We start from the raw sequence: 19,420 nt of genomic DNA on the forward strand, positions 1-19,420 counted from the left end.
GGGGCCGGTGGCACGCGGGCAGGGCGCTACAGCTTGAGTGATGCCCGAACTTCCTACCCAGAATGACCTGGGCGAGGTTCAGAGGGTCTGCGGCCCACCTGTCCAAGGTGCCGCACTCTCAGCGCTGTGGCGCTCCCCTGTCGGAATATGCAGATGTATGTACGAGGCGTACGCCCGCCAGAGTACCCCTCGGCCTGCCTCGCCTACCTCTCGGCCGCGGCGAGCTGGCCGCACGCCCCGTCGATCTCCTGACCCCGGGTGTCCCGAATCGTGACCGGCACACCATGGGCGGCGATGGCCTCCACGAACGCCTTCTCGTCCTCGGGCCGCGAGGCCGTCCACTTCGAGCCCGGTGTCGGGTTCAGCGGAATGAGATTGACGTGCACCGGCTTGCCCTTGAGCAGCCGGCCGAGCCGGTCGCCTCGCCACGCCTGGTCGTTGATGTCGCGGATCAGCGCGTACTCGATGGAGAGGCGACGGCCCGACTTCGCGGCGTACTCCCAGCCCGCGTCCAGCACCTCCCGCACCTTCCACCGCGTGTTGACCGGGACGAGGGTGTCGCGCAGCTCGTCGTCCGGCGCGTGCAGCGAGATGGCGAGGCGGCACTTGAAGCCCTCGTCGGAGAACCGGTGGATCGCCGGGACGAGCCCGACCGTCGACACGGTGATCCCGCGCTGCGAGAGCCCGAGGCCGTCCGGCTCCGGGTCGGTGAGGCGCCGGATGGCACCGGTCACGCGGTTGTAGTTGGCGAGCGGCTCGCCCATCCCCATGAAGACGATGTTGGAGAGCCGGGCGGGCCCACCCGGGATCTCCCCGTCCCGCAGCGCGCGCATGCCGTCGACGATCTGGTGCACGATCTCGCCCGTCGACAGGTTCCGGTCGAGACCGGCCTGCCCGGTGGCGCAGAACGGGCAGTTCATGCCGCACCCGGCCTGCGAACTGATGCACATGGTGACCCGGTCCGGGTACCGCATCAGGACCGACTCGACGAGCGTCCCGTCGAAGAGCCGCCACAGCGTCTTGCGGGTCGTGTCGTCGTCACAGCTGATGTGCCGCACCACGGACATCAGATCGGGCAGCAGCGCCTCGCGGAGCTTGTCGCGCGCACCGGCGGGGATGTCGGTCCACTCGGCCGGATCGTGCGCGTACCGCGCGAAGTAGTGCTGCGACAGCTGCTTGGCACGGAACGGCTTCTCGCCGATGGCGGCGACGGCTTCCTTGCGCTCGGCGGGCGTGAGGTCGGCGAGATGCCGCGGGGGCTTCTTGGCACCGCGGGGCGCGACAAAGGTGAGTTCTCCGGGTACAGGCATGGTCCTTCCAGTGTCGCAGACATACGACAAGGGGCTCGCCGCCCTGTGGACAACGAGCCCCTCACGCACGTTTACGCAGGTCAGCCTTGCTATCACCCAGAGCCGACGAAGATCACGAGCAGCAACCACACCACCGGCGCCGTCGGCAGCAAGGAATCCAGCCGGTCCATGATGCCGCCGTGCCCCGGCAGCAGCGTGCCCATGTCCTTGATGCCGAGGTCCCGCTTGATCATCGACTCGCCGAGGTCCCCCAGCGTGGCGCTCGCCGCGACCGCGAGGCCCATCAGGAGCCCCTGCCACCACTCGCCGTCGTCGATCAGGAAGTGCATGCACAGCGCGCCGGCGGCCATCGCGAAGGTGACCGCGCCGAGCAGGCCCTCGCGGGTCTTGCCGGGGCTGATGCGCGGCGCCAGCTTGTGCTTGCCGAAGCGCCAGCCGATCGCGTACGCACCCGTGTCGCTGACCACCGTCAGGAGCAGGAAGGTGAGCACCCGCTGCGGACCGTCGTCCGCGGCGAGCATCAGTGCCACGAACGTCGCGAGGAACGGCACATAGAAGGCGGCGAAGACCCCCGCCGTGACGTCCTTCAGATAGCCCTCGGGCGGCTCGGTCATCCGCCAGACAAGGACGGCGAGCGCGGTGAGCGCCATCGCGACCCACGCGCCCTCGGTCCCGCGCACGTACCCGGCGACGACCATCGCCGCGCCGCCCACCGCGAGCGGCACGAGCGGCGCCTTGATCTCCTTGCGCTCCGCCAGACGGGAAGTGAGCTCCCAGAGGCCGACCACGACGGCGACCGCTATGACGCCGATGAAGACGGCCTTGACGACGAACAGCGACGCGACGATCACCGCACCGAGGCCCACGCCCACCCCTATGGCCGCCCCCAGATCCCGGCCCGCGCTCTTCTTCTGCGGTGCCGCCGGAGCGGGCTTCGGCTGTGGTGCGCTGGGCATGGGCTCCTGCGGAGGCTCGTCACGGAACAGGGGGCCGCCCATCCGAGTGGCCCCCCGGTCGTCGTCCTGGTCTCCGCCGTTCACGGGTACGTCGGGCACGATGGGCATGGGCTGCGTCTCAGACGGAAACAGCGCGTCCTGCGCATCGTACGCGGGACCTGGCGGGGTCGCCCCCTGACCAGGCCCCTGGTCGGGCGGTCCCCAATACCCGGTTCTGGGCGGCGCCCCCCAGGAAGAGTCGTTCACGGATCGGTTCCCTGATTCCTCGGACTGGAGCCTCGGCTCAGACTTCGAGAAGCTCGGCTTCCTTGTGCTTGAGCAGCTCGTCCACCTGGGCGACGTACTTCGAGGTGGTGTCGTCGAGCTCCTTCTCGCCGCGACGGCCCTCGTCCTCGCCGATGTCGCCGTCCTTGATCGCCTTGTCGAGGGCTTCCTTGGCCTTGCGACGGATCGACCGGATCGAGATCTTGGAGTCCTCGGCCTTGGTCTTGGCGACCTTGATGAACTCCTTGCGACGGTCCTGGGTGAGCTCCGGGAAGGTCACCCGGATGATGTTGCCGTCGTTGCTCGGGTTGACGCCGAGGTCGGAGTCCCGGATCGCCTGCTCGATGTTGCGCAGCGCGGTCTTGTCGAACGGGGTCACCACGGCCATCCGCGGCTCGGGCACCGAGAACGAGGCCAGCTGGTTGATCGGCGTCAGCGCGCCGTAGTAGTCAGCCACGATCTTGTTGAACATCGCCGGGTGCGCACGGCCGGTGCGGATCGCGGCGAAGTCCTCCTTGGCGACCACGACGGCCTTCTCCATCTTCTCCTCGGCCTCGAGGAGGGTCTCTTCGATCACCACTTGCTCCTGCGTGTCTTTGAGTGGCCCGGCTAGCACGGGGCGGCCGGCTGCGTCGCGTCTCTTTCCTGCACGGTGTCCGACCGGCAGGGCTTTGTCCATCCCTCTCAAGTGACGTCTCGCGTCCGTCTCTTGAGACTGGCCCAGGTCGTTCGGGTCAGGCCCGGTTTCCCTGGTCGCCCACGAGTGTGCCGATCTTCTCACCCTTGACGGCCCGGGCGATATTGCCCTCGGAGAGCAGCTCGAAGACCAGGATGGGCAGCTTGTTGTCCCGGCACAGCGTGATCGCCGTCATGTCGGCGACCTTGAGGTCGGCCGTGATGACCTCGCCGTAGCCGAGGGAGTCGAACTTCACCGCGTCGGGGTTGGTCTTCGGGTCGGAGTCGTAGACCCCGTCCACGCCGTTCTTCCCCATGAGCAGCGCCTCGGCGTCGATCTCCAGGGCGCGCTGCGCGGCGGTGGTGTCGGTGGAGAAGTACGGCATGCCCATGCCGGCGCCGAAGATGACCACACGGCCCTTCTCCAGGTGGCGCACGGCCCGCAGCGGGATGTACGGCTCCGCGACCTGCCCCATGGTGATGGCGGTCTGGACGCGGCAGTCGATGCCTTCCTTCTCCAGGAAGTCCTGCAGCGCGAGACAGTTCATGACGGTTCCGAGCATGCCCATGTAGTCCGAGCGGGCCCGGTCCATGCCGCGCTGCTGAAGCTCCGCGCCGCGGAAGAAGTTGCCGCCGCCGATGACGATGGCGATCTGGGCACCGTCACGCACGACGGCCGCGATCTCGCGGGCGATGGCGTGCACCACGTCAGGGTCGACCCCGAGGCCGCCCCCACCGGCGAACGCCTCGCCGGAGAGCTTCAGCAGGAAGCGTCCGGCAACTTTGCCGTCGTCACTCTTCGAGTCGGCCTTGGTGGTCATGTGGTTCTCGCTTCTCTTACTAGGCACACATACGAAGAAGGCCACTGCCGGTGGGGTGTCGTTCGCATCCCATGCTCGGCAGTGGCCTCCTCGTCAGATCCTGCGGTCGTACGTCGCGCACGAGGACCGTGCGCGGGCGACCGCTGTCGACCCTAGCGGGGTCTACCGTCGATCGCGGTACGGACTCAGATGCCGACCTTGATGCGCGAGAAGCGCTTCAGGGTGACACCGGCCTCGGCGAGAACCTTCTCGACCGACTTCTTGTTGTCCAGCGCGTACGGCTGGCCGAGGAGGGTGGCCTCCTTGAAGAAGCCGTTGACGCGACCCTCGACGATCTTCGGCAGTGCGGCCTCGGGCTTGCCCTCGGCGCGGGTGGTCTCCTCGGCGACGCGGCGCTCGGTCTCGACGACCTCGGCCGGGACGTCCTCGCGGGAGAGGTACTTCGGCGCGAAGGCGGCGATGTGCTGGGCGATGCCCTTGGCGACGTCGGCGTCGGCCTTGTCCAGCTCGACGAGGACACCGATCTGCGGGGGCAGGTCGGGCATCGTGCGGTGCATGTACGCGGAGACGTAGGCGCCGGAGAACTGCGCGAAGCGGTCCAGGACGATCTTCTCGCCGAGGTTGGCGTTGGCCTCGTCGACGTACGCCTGGACGGTCTTGCCGGCCTCGATCTCGGACGCGAGCAGCGCCTCGAGGTCGGCCGGGGAGGTCTTGGCGATGTGGGCGGCGAGGTTGTTCGCCACGGCCTGGAACTTGTCACCCTTGGCGACGAAGTCCGTCTCGCACTTCAGCTCGACGATGACACCCGAGGTGTTGTCGTCGGCGATGAGGGAGACCACGGCGCCGTTCTCGGCGGAGCGGCCCTCGCGCTTGGCGACGCCCTTCTGGCCCTTGATGCGGAGCGCCTCGACGGCCTTGTCGACGTCGCCCTCGGCCTCGTCGAGCGCCTTCTTGCAGTCCATCATGCCGGCGCCCGTGAGCTCACGGAGCTTCTTGACGTCGGCGGCGGTGTAGTTCGCCATGATCGAAAATTCTCTCTCGAAGTCTGAAAGATCTACGGAGGTCTACGGGTGAACGGCGGGGGCCGATCGGGCCCCCGCCGTCAACTACCGAACCTGTGAGGTCAGGCCTGCTCGGCGTCCGCGGCGGGCGCCTCGGCGGCCGGGGCGTCGGCGGCCGGAGCCTCGGCGGCGGCCTCAGCCGGCTTCTCCTCGGCCTTGGGGGCCTCGGCGGCCTCCTCGGAGTCAGCCTTCTTCTCGCCCTCGAGCAGGTCGCGCTCCCACTCGGCGAGCGGCTCGCCGGCGGCCTTCTCGCCCGGCTTCTGGTCGCCCGTGGCGACGCCGGAACGGGCGATGAGGCCCTCGGCGACGGCGTCGGCGATCACGCGGGTGAGCAGGGTGACGGAGCGGATCGCGTCGTCGTTGCCCGGGATCTTGTAGTCGACCTCGTCGGGGTCACAGTTGGTGTCGAGGATGGCGACGACCGGGATGTTGAGCTTCCGGGCCTCGCCGACCGCGATGTGCTCCTTCTTGGTGTCCACGATCCAGACGGCGCTGGGCACCTTCTGCATCTCGCGGATACCACCGAGGGTCTTCTCCAGCTTGGCCTTCTCGCGCGAGAGCACGAGAAGCTCCTTCTTGGTGAGGCCCGAAGCGGCGACGTCCTCGAAGTCGATCTGCTCGAGCTCCTTGAGGCGCTGCAGACGCTTGTAGACGGTCGAGAAGTTGGTGAGCATGCCGCCCAGCCAGCGCTGGTTCACGTAGGGCATGCCGACGCGGGTGGCCTGCTCCGCGATGGCCTCCTGCGCCTGCTTCTTCGTGCCGACGAACATGACCGTGCCGCCGTGGGCGACGGTCTCCTTGACGAACTCGTAGGCGCGGTCGATGTACGACAGCGACTGGAGCAGGTCGATGATGTAGATGCCGTTGCGCTCGGTGAAGATGAAGCGCTTCATCTTCGGGTTCCAGCGACGGGTCTGGTGACCGAAGTGGACGCCGCTTTCCAGCAGCTCCCGCATCGTGACGACGGCCATGGCCGTTCTCCTTGAGATTCTCGGTTGTGCCGCGTGTGCCGGACGGCACTCGCGCCTGACGCCCGCTGTGCGCCTTGCCACTGGTTGTCACCAGGGACCGAGGGGCGCTGACACCGGCTTTTTCAAGACCTGATGTCGGGGCGTGCGAAGTCGACCCGGTGACCCGGATCGCCAAAAGAAGTGTACGGGACCCGCGGGGCGGCGGGTGACGCCACTGCCTCTGACCGGCGACGCCGCTGACCTCGACCGGGTGATGCCCCCGAGCTCGACCGGGTGACGGTGTTTTCCACAACCGTCCGGTCGTCCACAGATCCGGTCCATGATCCCCGCGGATCCGTCCGGCCGGGGACGGTTCTCGCATGTCTCACATGCGTCTGGAACTGCTGCTGCCGACACTGGCGGCCCTGCTCGCGACCGTCCTGACCACGCCTCCCGGTCCGGCCCCGGCTCCCGGTCCGGCGCCGGCTCCCGGCCCCGCGGTGGCCTCGACCTGGCCCGTGGGCGCCCGCCCTCCGGTCGTACGCGGCTGGGAACCCCCGGCCACCGACTACGGCGCCGGCCACCGGGGCGTGGATCTCGCCGCCCCCGTGGGCTCTCCGGTGCGCGCGGTGGCCAAGGGCCGTGTCTCGTTCGCGGGGCGGGTGGCGGGGCGCGGTGTGGTCTCGGTGGAGCTGGCCGGCACCGGGGAGCCGCCCCTGCGCACGACGTACGAACCGGTGAGGACGAGGCTGAAGAAGGGCGACAAGATCGCGGCGGGCGCCCCGCTCGGCTTCCTGGAACTCCCGACGGGGCACTGCCCGACGAGCTGCCTCCACTGGGGCCTGCGCAGGGCCGAGACCTACCTGAACCCCATGACCCTGCTCCCGCCGTGGCTGCTGGGCCGCGGCCCCTCACGCCTGCTGCCCGTGCACGGACCGCTCACGCTGCGGCCGCCACCGACGGGGCTGCATGGAGGGGGCGTCAGCCCCGGACGACCCCGCGCAGCGCCATGGCCACGGCTGCCTCCGTGATGGCGTCGGGCTGTTCGGCCACCCCGAGCTCGATGCGCCGCACCGCGGCGTCCACGATGCCCTGCAGCAGCATCGCCGCCATCCGGGGCTGCTCGTGGCCCAGGTCCTGGAGCGCCTGGACGATCATCGCGATGAGGCCACCGTGCGCGGCCCGGATCTTCTCCCGCGCCCCGGCGTCGAGCTCGCTCGCGGAGATGGCGACGACGGCCCGGTGCCGCCGGTCCCCCACCAGCGCCAGCTGTCGCCGCACATACGCCTCGACCTTGCCCTCGGCCGAGTCCGCGCCCTCCATCGCCGCCGCGACCTCGGCCGCCCAGACGGGGAAGTCGACCTCGCACAGCTCTTCGACCACGGCCGCCCGCGACCGGAAGTACTCGTACACGGAGGACCGGGCGAGCCCGGTGCGCTCGGCGAGGGCGGGGAAGGTCAACGCCTCCGTACCGCCTTCGGACAGCAGGGACCGCGCTGCGTCCAGCAGGGCGCCGCGCTGCATCGACCGGTGCTCGGCCACTGAGGCCGCTCGAATCCTTGGCACGGCTCCCACTTTACGGACGGGACGCCGCACACGGGAGCTGCTGCCGCGCCGACGCCGCCAGGCAGGGACGATTCAGCGCTCTCAGCGTCCAAAACTCGCCAGCTTCGCCCGCAGCTGCAGGACGGACTTCGTGTGGATCTGGCTCACCCGGCTCTCGGTGACACCGAGCACGTTGCCGATCTCGGCGAGCGTGAGGCCCTCGTAGTAGTAGAGCGTCACGACGGTCTTCTCACGCTCCGGCAGCGTGTTGATCGCCCGCGCGAGCAGCCTGCGCAGCTCGCGGTCCTCCGCGACCTCCACGGGGTTGTCGGCCGCGTGGTCCTCGAGCGTGTCCATCAGGCTGAGCCGGTCGCCGCCGTCGCCCCCGACGTGCAGCAGCTCCTCGAGCGCCACCACGTTCGCCAGCGACAACTGGCTGAAAACCGCGTGCAGTTCTTCCAGCGCGATTCCCATCTCGGCGGCGACCTCGCCCTCCGAGGGGGTACGCCGGAGCTGCGCCTCCAGCGTGGCGTAGGCCCGCTCGACGTTGCGCGCCTTCTGCCGCACGGAGCGGGGGATCCAGTCGAGCGCCCGCAGTTCGTCGATCATCGCCCCGCGGATGCGCGTGATGGCGTAGGTCTCGAACTTGATGGACCGCTCGATGTCGAACTTCTCGATCGCGTCGATGAGCCCGAAGACCCCGGACGAGACGAAGTCGGCCTGCTCGACATTGGGCGGCAGCCCCACGCTCACCCGGCCCGCGACGTACTTCACCAGCGGCGAGTAGTGCAGGATCAGCTGCTCCCGCAGCCGTCCGTCGCCCGTCTCCTTGTACGACCGCCACAACTCGTCCAGCGACGAGGGCGCGGGGGGCCGCTCCCGCTCGCCGCTACGAGCGGCGGGGGGAACCGCTGCCCGGTCGGACCCTGAGGTGTGCTGGGGCATTCGTCGCCTTGAGCCGTTCTGCCGTGAACTGGTGAGGTCGCGCGGACCGCGGAGGTCGCGTACGTCGGGGAGGTCGCGCGAGCCGGTGGAGTGACCGGTGTCGCTCGCGCCGGAGCGATGGGGAGCGTGCGTGGAATGAATGAGTTCGTCCGTCTGGTTGCCTGTCCGTGTCGGAATCCTTGTGAGCGTAGCGTGACTGAAGTGTCGCAGTGAGCGAAGAGTATGGGATCGCGCGTGCGCAGATACGTTCCGCTGGACCCCTTCAGGAGTCGGCGCCGTCGCACTGCGTAACGGCGCCGACGTATCAACTGCGCGATTTCCCAAGGCCTTCGGGGCTCATCCGTCCGGCGGAACACGCTCGGTCACGATTCACCTCCATCGGGCGAGACGGACAGAAACGCCTGGCGTGTCAACTGCCAGCCATCGCCGTGTCGTTCGACGAACCCCAACGACTGAAGCTCGTACAGTCGCCCGATCGCGTCGTCCTCGGTGGTCCCGGCACCGATCGCCACGTCCCGTGCCCTCGCACACCCCCGCGCGGGCAGCGCGGCCAGGACGCGCCGCACCCCGGGAGCGAGCAGGTCACGCGGCACGACGGGCCCCCGCCGTACCGGAGCGAGCTCCCCCATGTCGCCGACCAGCTCGACGACTTCGGCGGCATCGGTCACGAGGACACCGCCACCCCGTAGCAGTTCGTGCACTCCGGCGGAGAGGCCGCTGGTCGCGGGCCCCGGCACCCCCATGGTGAAGCGCCCCAACTCCTGGGCGCCGCGTGCCGTGGCGAGCGCACCGCTGCGGTAGGCGGCCTCGACCACCACCGTCCCCCGGGTCAGCGCCGCGATCACCCTGTTCCGCAGAATGAACCGGCTCGGCGTCGGGTGATCACCCGGTGGCAACTCTCCTACGACGAGCCCCTGTTCCGCGATCCGCCCGATCAGCCCGGCATGTCCGCGCGGATAGGGCCGGTCGACCCCGCAGGCGAGCACGGCCACGGTCGCGCCGCCGGCCCCGAGCGCCCCTCGGTGCGCGGCGCCGTCCACGCCGTACGCCCCTCCGGAGATCACGACCCACCCGCGCTCCGCGAGCCCCGCGGCGAGTCCGGCCGCCATATGCGCGCCGTACTCCGTACAGGCCCGCGCCCCGACCACCGCCACCGACCGCAGCGCCCATATGCGCAGCGACGGCCGTCCCCGCACCCAGAGCCCGAGCGGGCGCGCGTCCCCCAGGTCGTCCAGAGTCACCGGCCACTCCGCGTCCCCCGGACACACGAACCTGCCGCCGGCCTCCCGCACCACCTCCAGATCCCGCTCCGGCCGCACCTTCGCCGCCCGCGCCCGCAGCCCGTCCCACCGCCGCGCGGTCACCCCCGGCAACCGCTCCTGCTCCTCCCCTCCGCCGAGCCGCCGCAGCACCTCACCGGCCCCGACCTCGCGCATCCACCGCCCCCCGACGACGTCACCCGGCTCAAGGACTCGTGTCAGGGCGACCCGGGCGAGCCGTTCCCCGTCGGGCGGCGGATCGGCCGTCACGTCGGCGCCCCGATCGTCACCGGCACGCCGCGTGAGACTCCCGTGCGCAGTTGCAGCGCCAGGGCGACGTCCTGCGCGGAGGGCCGGTCGTGGCCCGCCAGGTCCGCGACGGTCCAGGCCACGCGCAGGACGCGGTCCAGGCCACGGGCGGTCAGGAAGCCGCGCTCCAGATCCAGTTCGGCCGCGTCCAGGGCGCCAATGGCCGCGGGCCAGCGGGTGCGCAACGCGTGCCCGGGGACCTCGCTGTTGGTCCGCCAGCCGGTGCCGGCGAGCCTGGCGGCCGCTCTCTCGCGCGCCGCACGTACGCGGTCGGCGACGGTCTGCGTGGACTCTCCCCGCGTGCCGTACCCGGCCAGCTCGGAACGGGTGACTGCTTCGACCACGACCTTCAGGTCGACCCGGTCGAGCAGCGGGCCCGAGAGGCGGCCCTGATAGCGGCGGATGACGGACGCCGGACACTCGCAGCCGTCGCCCAGCAGCGTGTGCCGCCCGCACGGACAGGGATTGGCCGCGAGCACCATCAGGAACCGCGCGGGCAGCCGCACCACCCCCGCACTCCGCGCGATCACCACGTGCCCCGATTCGAGGGGCTGGCGCAGGGAGTCCAGGGACTGGCTGCTGAACTCCGGCGCCTCGTCGAGAAAAAGCACCCCGCGGTGAGCGAGCGACACCGCGCCCGGCCGTGCGATTCCCTTGCCGCCGCCCACGAGCGACTGCATGGTCGCGGAGTGGTGCGGCGCGCAGTACGGCGCGATGTCCACCAGGGGCCGGCCCGGTGGCAGCATGCCCGCCACCGAGTGGACGGCCGTCACCTCCAGGGACTCCTCCCGGGTCAGCCGGGGCAGGATGGCGGGCAGCCGCTCCGCGAGCATGGTCTTCCCGGCGCCCGGTGGCCCCTGGAGGAAAAGGTGGTGCGCTCCTGCCGCGGCCACCTCGACGGCGGTCCTGGCCGCCGCCTGTCCGACGACGTCGGCCAGGTCCAGCCCACGGGCGTCGTCCAGTGCGCCGGTGAGCCCCGTGCCCACACCGGTGCCGGGCACGCAGAGCCCCGCGAGCATCGGGTCGGGCCGCCCCGGCTCGTCCGGCTCCTCCTCCGGCACCGGCTCGTCGGTCAGCACCGCGATGAGCTGCCGCAGACTGCGCACCCCGAGGACCGAGATGCCCGGTACCAGGGAGGCCTCGGCCGCCGTGCACTCCGGGACGACCACCTGCTCGTACCCCGCGTCGGCCGCCGCGAGGACCGCGGGCAGCACCCCGAGGACCGGTCGCACCCGGCCGTCGAGTCCGAGTTCCCCGATCATCACGATGTCGGCGAGGACCCGTGGGTCGATCCGCTCGGCCGCCCCGAGGACGGCACAGGCGACGGCCAGGTCGAAGCCGCTGCCGCCCTTCGGCACCGACGCCGGGCTCAGTCCGACCGTGAGCTTCTTCTGGGGCCACTCCCCGCCCGAGTTGACCACGGCGGCCCTGACCCGGTCGCGGCTCTCGGTGAGGCTCTTGTCCGGCAGCCCCACCAGCGTGAACGCCGCGACCCCCGGCTCCAGATCGGCCTGCACCTCGACGACCACGCCCTCGACGCCGACCAGCGCCACCGAACACGTACGCGCGAAGCCCATCAGGCCACCCCCCGCGCGTGCTCGACCACGGGAACGCCGCGCTGCGGAATCAGCACACCGACGAGGTCGATGCGGACTCCGCCGGGTGGCGGGCCCCCGCGCTCCTCGATCCAGCGCTCGGCCAGTCTCCGCAGCCGCTCCGCCTTGATCCGGCTCACGGCCGCCATCGGATGCTCGAACGGCACGGACCCGGCGCGGCCCGCCCTGCGCGTCTTGACCTCGCAGACGACGAGGGCCTCGCCGTCCATCGCCACGATGTCGATCTCACCGGTCCTGCCCGCGCGCCAATTGCGCTCCAGGACCGTCATCCCCGACTCGACCAGCCGCCGCGCGGCCACGTCCTCGCCGTACCTGCCGAGTGCTCCCCGTGCGTTCATGTCGGCACCACCTCCGGCACCCACAGTCACGGATCAGCCCGCACCTATTGGATCTTGGTGCACAACTCGGCGGTTGTGGAAAACTCCGCCACCCCGGCGGGTGAACCCTCGCGGGCCTCGCCGCGGTTCAGCTGCCCGGCAGCTCGAGATCGCTCTTGTTGAGCTCCTCGATGTTCACGTCCTTGAACGTGAGCACCCGCACCTGCTTGACGAACCGAGCCGGTCGGTACATGTCCCACACCCAGGCGTCCGCCATCGACACCTCGAAGAAAACCTCGCCCTGGACCGAGTGCACCTGCATCTCGTAGTCGTTGGTGAGGTAGAAACGCCGCTCGGTCTCGATCACGTATTTGAACAGACCGACGACATCGCGGTACTCCCGGTAGAGCTTCAGCTCCATCTCGGTCTCGTACTTCTCGAGGTCCTCGGCGCTCATGGCATGTTCCCCTTCAGCCGTGCGTCCCCCTATTGTGCGTCAGCCCCGCGGGCCCCTACACGATTTCCGTGTCGAGGACCTCGGGCCTTTCCGGGGGCCCTTCGTCGAGCAGTCTGCGAAACAGCCCGGCGAGTCTGGTCGGGTACACCGTCTCATGCGCCTCGGTCAGTTCCCGGCACGTCCACCAACGTGCTCCGGCGACACTGCGTCTTTCCAGCTCCGTGAGGCCTTCGGCGACGGTCGCGGTCTGCGACGTACGCGCCAGGTAGTACCACTCGTCCTGCTCCCAGCGCCGCCCCGCGAACGGGAACGAACAGAGGCGCCGCCACAGGACAGGACCGAGCTCGACCTCTGTGATGCCGGTCTCCTCGCGCAGCTCGCGCAGAGCCGTCTGCTCCCGTGTCTCGTCGCCCTCGACACCGCCGCCCGGTGTGAACCACCAGTCGTCCGCCGGGTCTCCCGGCTCATGGCCGTGCAGCAGCAGGATGCGGTCGCCCGGGTCGAGCAGGACCACCCGCGCCACCCGGCGCAGCGGCCGCCCCGACAGGGACGCCGGCTCAGCCTGCACTCGCGGTCTCCCTCGTGCGGCTGCCGCGTCGGCCGCCCAGGCGCTTGGCCACCGGCCCGTACGCCCCGCCGCCGAGCACGAGGACCATGCCCACCACCACCGCGATCACCTGCACGCGCAGCGGCCCGGGCTGCGAGATGCCGCCCGGCAGGCCGGCGAAGCCATCGGCCCGTTCCAGCATGCCGAATCTGTCCATCGGCCAGGCCACCGCGTCGACCCGCCCCTGCACGGCGTCGCGCGGCACCGATCCGTTCTGCCCGTCGTCCAGGTGCACGGTGGAGTCCAGGGAGCCGCTGCGCTCGTCGCCGAGCAGGAACAGGCGGCCCTCGGGGACCGTCGTCGGGGGGATGGCGGACGCGGCGAACTTGTCATCGGGGAGATACGGTTCGGCGATCTCCTTGCCGTTGACGGTCAGCTTGCCGTCCTCGCAGCAGGCGATCCGGTCGCCGCCGACGCCGACGACGCGCTTGACCATCGGCAGGTCGCCCCAGGTCTTCTGCTTGAAGACGACGACGTCACCACGGCGCACCTCGTCGCCGTCGATCCGCTGCGCGAGCACGCGGTCGCCCGAGCCGATCGTCGGCGCCATGGACCCGGTGGGGACGGTGTACGGCTGGTACAGGACAGCGCCCCAGACGAACCCGCCGAGGAAGAGCACACAGCCGAGGGCCACGGCAATGCCCGACAGCGTGCTGCCGAGCCGTCCGTGGCCCTCGTCCGTACGTTGCGTCCTGCTCATCCCAGTGCTCCCCCGTCTCGGAGACGACCCCGCCGCCCGTACGGAACGGACGGCGGATGATCAGCGATCTGGGACGGCACCCTACCCGGCGGTACTGCCGCCAGAAACCCTCGCGGCCCTGGCGGCGGACACCGTGAGACGGCGTCGGCGCCACAGCACGAGCGGCACCGCGCCCGCGAGTCCGAGGACGCCCGGCGCCGCGCTGGAGAGCGCGTTGAGGCCCGGCTGGTCGAAGGTGTCGGGCTTGGGCAGCGTCGCCCAGCGGGTGGGCGGCCAGGCGATCACGATGGCGCGGCCCACGACGTTGTCCACGGGGACGGCGCCGCCGCCGGGCTGGTTCTGGTGGTAGCGGGAGTCCAGCGAGTTCTGCCGGTGGTCACCCATGACCCAGATTTTGCCCTTGGGCACGGTCTTCTTGAACTGGCCGCCCTGGTCGTCGACGCTGCACGGGGTGTTCCCCGCGAAGACGTACGGCTCGTTCAGCGCCTTGCCGTTGACCTTCACCGGTCCTGTGCCCTTGCACTCCACGGTGTCGCCGGCGACCGCGATGACGCGCTTGATCAGGTCCTTCTCGTCGGCGGACGGCATCAGGCCGACCCAGCCGAGGACCCGCTGGATCGCGTTCGGATCGGGGGTGGGCTCGCCGTCCAGCCAGTGGCCGGGGTCCCTGAAGACGACGACCTCGCCGCGCTCCGGCTCGGAGCCGAACCACGGCGTCAGCTTGTCGACGAGGACGCGGTCGCCCTGCTGCAGCGTGTTCTGCATCGAGTCCGACGGGATCGAGAACGCCTGGACCAGGAAGGTCTTGATGAGCAGCGCAAGGACCAGTGCGATGCCGATGAGGAGCGGGAGCTCCTTCCAGAAGGAGCGGGGCTTCTTCGGCTGCTTGGGGTCCTGCTCGCGCGTCGCCCCGGCACCGCCGTCACTGCCGCCTTCGCCGTCCACGGCGTCACTCCCGGGGGCCGTACCGTCCTCGACGGCATCGACGCCCGGCTCGTCGGATCGTCCCGGCCGCTCCTCGGGCCCCTCGTGTCCGGATCGTGCGCCGACCGCCAAATCCCCCACATCCACTCCTCAGTCCGTGCCGCCGCCTGCCCCAGATGCGATGCAGGCCCACCACTCCCATAACGAGCGGGAGTTCCGCAGGGGTCGGGAGCCGGATCAATCCGTATCGATCGCCGGGGGCCACCCTATGCGACGCTCCTGTGGCGGTGTCCGATCCCGCACGCGCGTCGGTTATCGACGCATATGTGTCGGGTTTCTCCAGTTTGCGCCAGTGTCCGAAGGGCCAGGCGATGACGATGGCGCGGCCCACCACCTCGTCTTCGGAGATGGTGCCGTTGTACTTCTCGGTGCGGTGGAAACGGGAGTCGGCCGAGTCGCTGCGGTGGTCGCCCATCATGAAGAGGCGTCCTTCGGGGACCTTCACCTCGAACTCGAAAGCCGACGGCTTGTCCCCGGGGTGGATGTAGGGCTCGTCCAACGGCACTCCGTTGACGGTGACCTTGCCGTTCTTGTCACAGCACTTCACGGTGTCGCCGCCGACGCCGATCACCCGCTTGATCAGGTCACGTTCGCTGTCGGAGGGCAGCAGGCCGATCTGGGTCAGCCCTTCCTTGACCTGCTTGACGACGACCGGGTCGTCCTTCTTCTTGCCCTGCTCCTCTTCCAGCCAGTTGCCGGGGTCCTTGAAGACGACGACCTCGCCGCGCTCCGGCTTCGACCCGAACCAGGGGGTGAGCTTGTCGACCAGGACCCGGTCGCCGATCCGGATCGTCTGCTCCATGGAGCCCGACGGGATCACGAAGGCCTGCACGAGGAACGTCTTCAGGACGAGGGCTATCAGCAGCGCCACGCCTATGAGGAGGGGTATCTCCTTGATCGCCGAACGCCGCCTGCGCCGCTTGACCTTCTTCGCGAGCTTGCGCCGCTCCGCCCGGCCCGGCAGTACGGGCCCGTCGGTCGGCCGGGACCCGGTGGGGAGCCTGGTGTCGGCCTGGTGGGCGGCGGCGCGGGTCCGCCCGCGGTTACCCATGCGCGCCGCCCGGTGCGGGCACGCGCGCGTAGCTGTCGGGGCGCTTCAGGGAGGTCCAGCGGCCGACCGGCCAGGCGATCCAGTCGGCCCTGCCGATGACCTCGCCGACGGGGATCATGCCGCCGCCGGGCTGCCCCAGGTGGTCGCGGGAGTCCCGGGAGTCGCTGCGGTGATCGCCGAGGAGGAACAGGCTGTCCTCGGGGACGACGACGTCGAAGGGCACCTTGGAGGCCGCGTCCCCGGGGTAGAGGTACGGCTCGTCGACGGGCTCGCCGTTCACCTTGATCCTCCCCCGCTTGTCGCAGCAGACCACCCGGTCTCCCCCTGTGCCCACGACCCGCTTGATGTAGTCGGCATCTCCGAAGTAGCCGCTGCCGTCGAAGACGACCGCGTCACCCCGCTGCGGCTCGGAACCGAAACGGTACGCCAACTTGTTGACGAGCACCCGGTCCCCGGAGCGGAACGCGGGCTGCATGGAGCCGCTCGGGATCTGGAAGGGCTGCATCACGAAGGTGCTGACCAGGAGCAGCACCCCCACGCACAGCAGGAACGTCAGGGTGAGCCTGCCGCCCGGCAGCCACTCGGCGAACGACGCAAAAACGGAGCGCGACCGTTCCTCCGTCTCCCCGGATGCTTCGGCGACGTGCGGGACGTCTCCGGAATCGGAGGGTGAGGAGGAGCGGTCGCGCTCCGTGTGCTGTGCTTCGGTGTCCATCGGGGCCAGATGCTATCCGGCCCCGCCGCGGACCCGCGCGGGAGCTCAGCTCTCGCGCTTCTCCTTGATCTTCGCGGCCTTGCCGCGCAGGTCACGGAGGTAGTACAGCTTCGCGCGACGCACGTCACCGCGGGTGACGAGCTCGATCTTCTCGACGATCGGGGTGTGCACCGGGAAGGTGCGCTCGACGCCCACGGAGAAGGAGACCTTGCGGACCGTGAAGGTCTCGCGCACGCCGGCACCCTGGCGACGGATGACTACGCCCTTGAACTGCTGCACACGGGAGCGGTTGCCCTCGATGACGCGGACGTGGACGTTGACGGTGTCACCCGGGCGGAAGGCCGGGATGTCGCTGCGCAGCGACGCGCTGTCGACGGAGTCGAGCAGGTTAGCCATGATCGTCTGCTTTCTTCACTGATGCCACAGGTCATCAGCGGAACGTGGTGATGAGGATTCGGTAGCTGATCGCGTCGGGCGGGCGTCATTCCCCCTGTGGCAGGGGCGCGCGCTGGACGTACAGCAGCGGCCTATTCTTCCACGGCCTCGGGGTCTCGCCCAAATCGGCCGTCGGGCCCCGGCCGCCACCCCAGGATCGAGAGCATCTCGCGGTCCTTCTTGTCGAAGGCCTTGGGGTCGCAGCGCTCGATGAGATCGGGCCTGTTGCGGGTGGTGCGCCGGAGCGCCTCGTCCCGCCGCCAGCGCGCGATCTTGCCGTGGTGGCCGCTGAGCAGGACGTCGGGGATGCCGTGTCCGCGCCACTGGGGGGGCTTGGTGTACACCGGGCCCTCCAGGAGGTTGGCCATGGCTCCGGGGGCGAAGGAGTCGTCCTGGTGGGACTCGGCGTTACCGAGGACGCCGGGCAGGAGCCGGGCCACCGCCTCGGTGACGACCAGGACGGCGGCCTCCCCGCCCGCGAGGACGTAGTCGCCGATGGAGACCTCGTAGACCGGCATGCGGGTCGCGTACTCGTCGGTGACGCGGCGGTCGATGCCTTCGTAGCGCGCGGGCGTGAAGACCAGCCAGGGGCGCTCGGAGAGCTCCACGGCGAGTTCCTGCGTGAAGGGGCGGCCGCTGGGCGTGGGGACGACCAGGACGGGCCCGTGGGCCCCCGCCTCGTACCCGTCGGCGAGCACGTCGTCGAGGGCCGCGCCCCAGGGGTCGGTCTTCATGACCATGCCGGGGCCGCCGCCGTAGGGGGTGTCGTCGACCGTGTTGTGCCGGTCGTACGTCCACTCCCTGAGGTCGTGCACCTGGACGTCGAGCTGCCCACGCGCGCGTGCCTTGCCGACGAGGGAGACGTTCAGCGGTTCCAGGTACTCGGGAAAGATCGTGACGACGTCGAGCCGCATTACGCCGTGCCCTCCGAAGCCGTGCCCTTCGAAGCCGCCTCGTCCTCCGCGTCCCGCGCGGAGGCGATCTCGGCGCGGTCGTCGATGAGGCCGGGGGGCGGATCGATGACCGCCCGCTGCTCCTCCAGGTCGATCTCGACGACGATCTCCTCCACGAAGGGGATCATCACCTCGCTGCCGTCGGGCCGCTCCACGATGAAGAGGTCCTGCGAGGGCAGGTGCGAGATCTCGGTAATCCGACCGACCTCCGTGCCGTCCTTCAGGACGACGTCGAGGTCCATGAGCTGGTGGTCGTAGAACTCGTCCTCTTCCTCGGGGAGCTCTTCGGGGTCCACCTCGGCGATCAGGAGGGTGTTGCGCAGGGCCTCGGCGCCCGTGCGGTCGCGTACGCCCTCGAAGCGCAGCAGGAGACGGCCGCTGTGCACCCGGCCGGTCTCGATGGTCAGCGGACCGACGGAGGCGGGGTCCGTGGCGAGGACGGCGCCGGGGCCGAGCCGCAGCTCCGGCTCGTCGGTGCGGACCTCGACGGTGACTTCACCCTTGATGCCGTGCGCACGGCCGATGCGGGCGACTACCAACTGCACTGCGTTCTCTCCTCATGTACGACTACGGGCCGGGGAAGGCCCTGGAGCCCTCCCCGGCCCGAGCCGGTGCTGCTGTGGTTCTGAGAACCCGGTTCAGCGAACCTGGTCCACGTCGACGAGGTCGACGCGGACACCGCGGCCGCCGATGGCGCCCACGACCGTGCGCAAAGCGCGTGCGGTGCGGCCGTTGCGGCCGATCACCTTGCCGAGGTCATCGGGGTGGACCCGAACCTCGAGAACGCGTCCGCGGCGCAGGTTGCGCGAGGCGACCTGCACGTCGTCGGGGTTGTCGACGATGCCCTTCACGAGGTGCTCGAGAGCCTCCTCGAGCATGCTCAGGCCTCGGTGGTCTCGGTGGACGCGGCCTCGGCCTCGTCCGCCTTCTTGTCCGACTTCTTGGCCTTCTGGGTGATGGCCTCACCCTTGGCGTCGTCGCCCTCGAGACCCTTGGTGAAGGCCTCGAACGCAGCGCGCTTGTCCTTGGGCTCGGCGACCTTCAGCGGCGCCGGGGCGGGCAGACCCTTGTGCTTCTGCCAGTCACCGGTGAGCTTCAGGATGGCCATGACCGGCTCGGTCGGCTGGGCGCCGACGGACAGCCAGTACTGGGCGCGCTCCGAGTCGACCTCGATGCGCGACGGGTTCTGCACCGGGTGGTACAGGCCGATCTCCTCGATGGCCCGGCCGTCACGGCGGGTACGGGAGTCGGCGACGACGATGCGGTAGTGAGGCGAACGGATCTTGCCCAGACGCTTCAGCTTGATCTTGACTGCCACGGAAGTGGTGTCTCCTGGTCTTGACGTGGGTGGGCACAACGGTGATGCCGCGTGGGGTTGCGGTACTCGAGTGCCCGATGGACGCGTCAGCCGGAGGAGAGAGGGGTCCTGTGCGACTGTCGAGTACAGCTAGCCATTGTGCCATACGCCGCCGGGGCGCCCGAACCGGGAC

The 19,420-nt window shown here is 70.0% G+C and carries 23 protein-coding genes and 1 riboswitch; of the genes, 1 reads left to right on the top strand and 22 read right to left on the bottom strand.

The features are described from left to right. Window positions 1-32: 32 nt before the first annotated feature. Window positions 33-149: riboswitch (TPP riboswitch) on the bottom strand. Window positions 150-203: 54 nt separating this feature from the next. The 6 genes from rlmN to rpsB form a co-directional block, all read right to left on the bottom strand. After that, complete coding sequence (gene rlmN / locus ACI2L3_RS25485; protein WP_362994196.1) at window positions 204-1,310, bottom strand: 23S rRNA (adenine(2503)-C(2))-methyltransferase RlmN; 1,107 nt, start codon at window positions 1,308-1,310, stop codon at window positions 204-206. A 92-nt stretch (window positions 1,311-1,402) separates the two neighbouring features. Continuing rightward, window positions 1,403-2,512 (bottom strand): phosphatidate cytidylyltransferase, encoded by a 1,110-nt coding sequence (locus tag ACI2L3_RS25490; RefSeq protein WP_404754717.1) that lies wholly within the window; start codon window positions 2,510-2,512, stop codon window positions 1,403-1,405. Between the two features lie 37 nt (window positions 2,513-2,549). Further along, complete coding sequence (frr, locus tag ACI2L3_RS25495) at window positions 2,550-3,107, bottom strand: ribosome recycling factor (RefSeq protein ID WP_404754718.1); 558 nt, start codon at window positions 3,105-3,107, stop codon at window positions 2,550-2,552. 157 nt (window positions 3,108-3,264) lie between these two features. Then, complete coding sequence (pyrH, locus tag ACI2L3_RS25500; protein ID WP_362994202.1) at window positions 3,265-4,026, bottom strand: UMP kinase; 762 nt, start codon at window positions 4,024-4,026, stop codon at window positions 3,265-3,267. 185 nt (window positions 4,027-4,211) lie between these two features. Continuing rightward, on the bottom strand, window positions 4,212-5,048 hold the full coding sequence (gene tsf, locus ACI2L3_RS25505) for a translation elongation factor Ts (protein WP_399539197.1): 837 nt from the start codon (window positions 5,046-5,048) through the stop codon (window positions 4,212-4,214). A 101-nt stretch (window positions 5,049-5,149) separates the two neighbouring features. Beyond that, entirely contained in the window at window positions 5,150-6,058 is a 909-nt protein-coding gene (gene rpsB / locus ACI2L3_RS25510; protein WP_404754719.1) for a 30S ribosomal protein S2, read from the bottom strand. Window positions 6,059-6,426: 368 nt separating this feature from the next. Here rpsB and ACI2L3_RS25515 point away from each other — a divergent pair, with 368 nt between their 5' ends. After that, window positions 6,427-7,068: a M23 family metallopeptidase gene (locus tag ACI2L3_RS25515; RefSeq protein WP_404754894.1), complete on the top strand. Its 642-nt coding sequence runs from the start codon at window positions 6,427-6,429 to the stop codon at window positions 7,066-7,068. On the opposite strand, the gene ACI2L3_RS25520 is transcribed toward ACI2L3_RS25515, so the two are convergent. The 16 genes from ACI2L3_RS25520 to rpsP form a co-directional block, all read right to left on the bottom strand. Then, window positions 7,019-7,579 (bottom strand): TetR/AcrR family transcriptional regulator, encoded by a 561-nt coding sequence (locus ACI2L3_RS25520; RefSeq protein WP_404754895.1) that lies wholly within the window; start codon window positions 7,577-7,579, stop codon window positions 7,019-7,021. The two genes, ACI2L3_RS25515 and ACI2L3_RS25520, sit on opposite strands and share 50 nt — an antisense overlap. Window positions 7,580-7,684: 105 nt before the next feature. Then, the gene (gene whiG / locus ACI2L3_RS25525; RefSeq protein WP_362339986.1) at window positions 7,685-8,527 is read right to left on the bottom strand and encodes an RNA polymerase sigma factor WhiG; all 843 of its coding nucleotides are present in this window, start codon (window positions 8,525-8,527) and stop codon (window positions 7,685-7,687) included. Window positions 8,528-8,889: 362 nt separating this feature from the next. Then, window positions 8,890-10,056 (bottom strand): DNA-processing protein DprA, encoded by a 1,167-nt coding sequence (gene dprA / locus ACI2L3_RS25530; RefSeq protein WP_404754720.1) that lies wholly within the window; start codon window positions 10,054-10,056, stop codon window positions 8,890-8,892. Then, complete coding sequence (locus ACI2L3_RS25535) at window positions 10,053-11,672, bottom strand: YifB family Mg chelatase-like AAA ATPase (protein ID WP_404754721.1); 1,620 nt, start codon at window positions 11,670-11,672, stop codon at window positions 10,053-10,055. Before ACI2L3_RS25535 ends, dprA begins: the two co-directional genes overlap by 4 nt. After that, a complete protein-coding gene (locus tag ACI2L3_RS25540) occupies window positions 11,672-12,079 on the bottom strand; it encodes a YraN family protein (RefSeq protein ID WP_404754722.1) in 408 nt (135 codons plus the stop codon). Before ACI2L3_RS25540 ends, ACI2L3_RS25535 begins: the two co-directional genes overlap by 1 nt. 97 nt (window positions 12,080-12,176) lie before the next feature. Further along, on the bottom strand, window positions 12,177-12,485 hold the full coding sequence (locus tag ACI2L3_RS25545) for a DUF2469 domain-containing protein (RefSeq protein WP_005311352.1): 309 nt from the start codon (window positions 12,483-12,485) through the stop codon (window positions 12,177-12,179). 55 nt (window positions 12,486-12,540) lie between these two features. Continuing rightward, the gene (locus ACI2L3_RS25550) at window positions 12,541-13,053 is read right to left on the bottom strand and encodes an NUDIX hydrolase (protein WP_404754723.1); all 513 of its coding nucleotides are present in this window, start codon (window positions 13,051-13,053) and stop codon (window positions 12,541-12,543) included. Continuing rightward, window positions 13,043-13,792: a signal peptidase I gene (lepB, locus tag ACI2L3_RS25555; RefSeq protein WP_404754724.1), complete on the bottom strand. Its 750-nt coding sequence runs from the start codon at window positions 13,790-13,792 to the stop codon at window positions 13,043-13,045. Before lepB (ACI2L3_RS25555) ends, ACI2L3_RS25550 begins: the two co-directional genes overlap by 11 nt. Before the next feature lie 81 nt (window positions 13,793-13,873). Beyond that, complete coding sequence (lepB, locus tag ACI2L3_RS25560) at window positions 13,874-14,857, bottom strand: signal peptidase I (protein WP_404754725.1); 984 nt, start codon at window positions 14,855-14,857, stop codon at window positions 13,874-13,876. Next, window positions 14,742-15,827 (bottom strand): signal peptidase I, encoded by a 1,086-nt coding sequence (gene lepB / locus ACI2L3_RS25565; protein ID WP_404754726.1) that lies wholly within the window; start codon window positions 15,825-15,827, stop codon window positions 14,742-14,744. The genes lepB (ACI2L3_RS25560) and lepB (ACI2L3_RS25565) overlap by 116 nt, the downstream gene beginning before the upstream one ends. Continuing rightward, window positions 15,820-16,542 carry a signal peptidase I gene (gene lepB, locus ACI2L3_RS25570; protein ID WP_404754727.1) on the bottom strand — a complete coding sequence of 241 codons (723 nt, stop codon included), beginning with the start codon at window positions 16,540-16,542 and terminating at the stop codon, window positions 15,820-15,822. Before lepB (ACI2L3_RS25570) ends, lepB (ACI2L3_RS25565) begins: the two co-directional genes overlap by 8 nt. A gap of 45 nt (window positions 16,543-16,587) precedes the next feature. Continuing rightward, window positions 16,588-16,938: a 50S ribosomal protein L19 gene (rplS, locus tag ACI2L3_RS25575; protein WP_055569038.1), complete on the bottom strand. Its 351-nt coding sequence runs from the start codon at window positions 16,936-16,938 to the stop codon at window positions 16,588-16,590. 131 nt (window positions 16,939-17,069) lie between these two features. Next, entirely contained in the window at window positions 17,070-17,891 is an 822-nt protein-coding gene (gene trmD, locus ACI2L3_RS25580) for a tRNA (guanosine(37)-N1)-methyltransferase TrmD (protein ID WP_404754728.1), read from the bottom strand. Further along, window positions 17,891-18,475, bottom strand: coding sequence for a ribosome maturation factor RimM (gene rimM, locus ACI2L3_RS25585; RefSeq protein ID WP_404754729.1), 585 nt, complete (start codon window positions 18,473-18,475; stop codon window positions 17,891-17,893). The genes trmD and rimM overlap by 1 nt, the downstream gene beginning before the upstream one ends. A 93-nt stretch (window positions 18,476-18,568) precedes the next feature. Beyond that, complete coding sequence (locus ACI2L3_RS25590) at window positions 18,569-18,808, bottom strand: RNA-binding protein (protein WP_014176063.1); 240 nt, start codon at window positions 18,806-18,808, stop codon at window positions 18,569-18,571. Between the two features lie 2 nt (window positions 18,809-18,810). Beyond that, entirely contained in the window at window positions 18,811-19,248 is a 438-nt protein-coding gene (gene rpsP, locus ACI2L3_RS25595; protein WP_404754730.1) for a 30S ribosomal protein S16, read from the bottom strand. Between the last annotated feature and the right edge of the window lie 172 nt (window positions 19,249-19,420).

This window comes from Streptomyces sp. NPDC029674, assembly GCF_044903205.1.
In the GTDB taxonomy this organism is placed as follows: domain Bacteria; phylum Actinomycetota; class Actinomycetes; order Streptomycetales; family Streptomycetaceae; genus Streptomyces.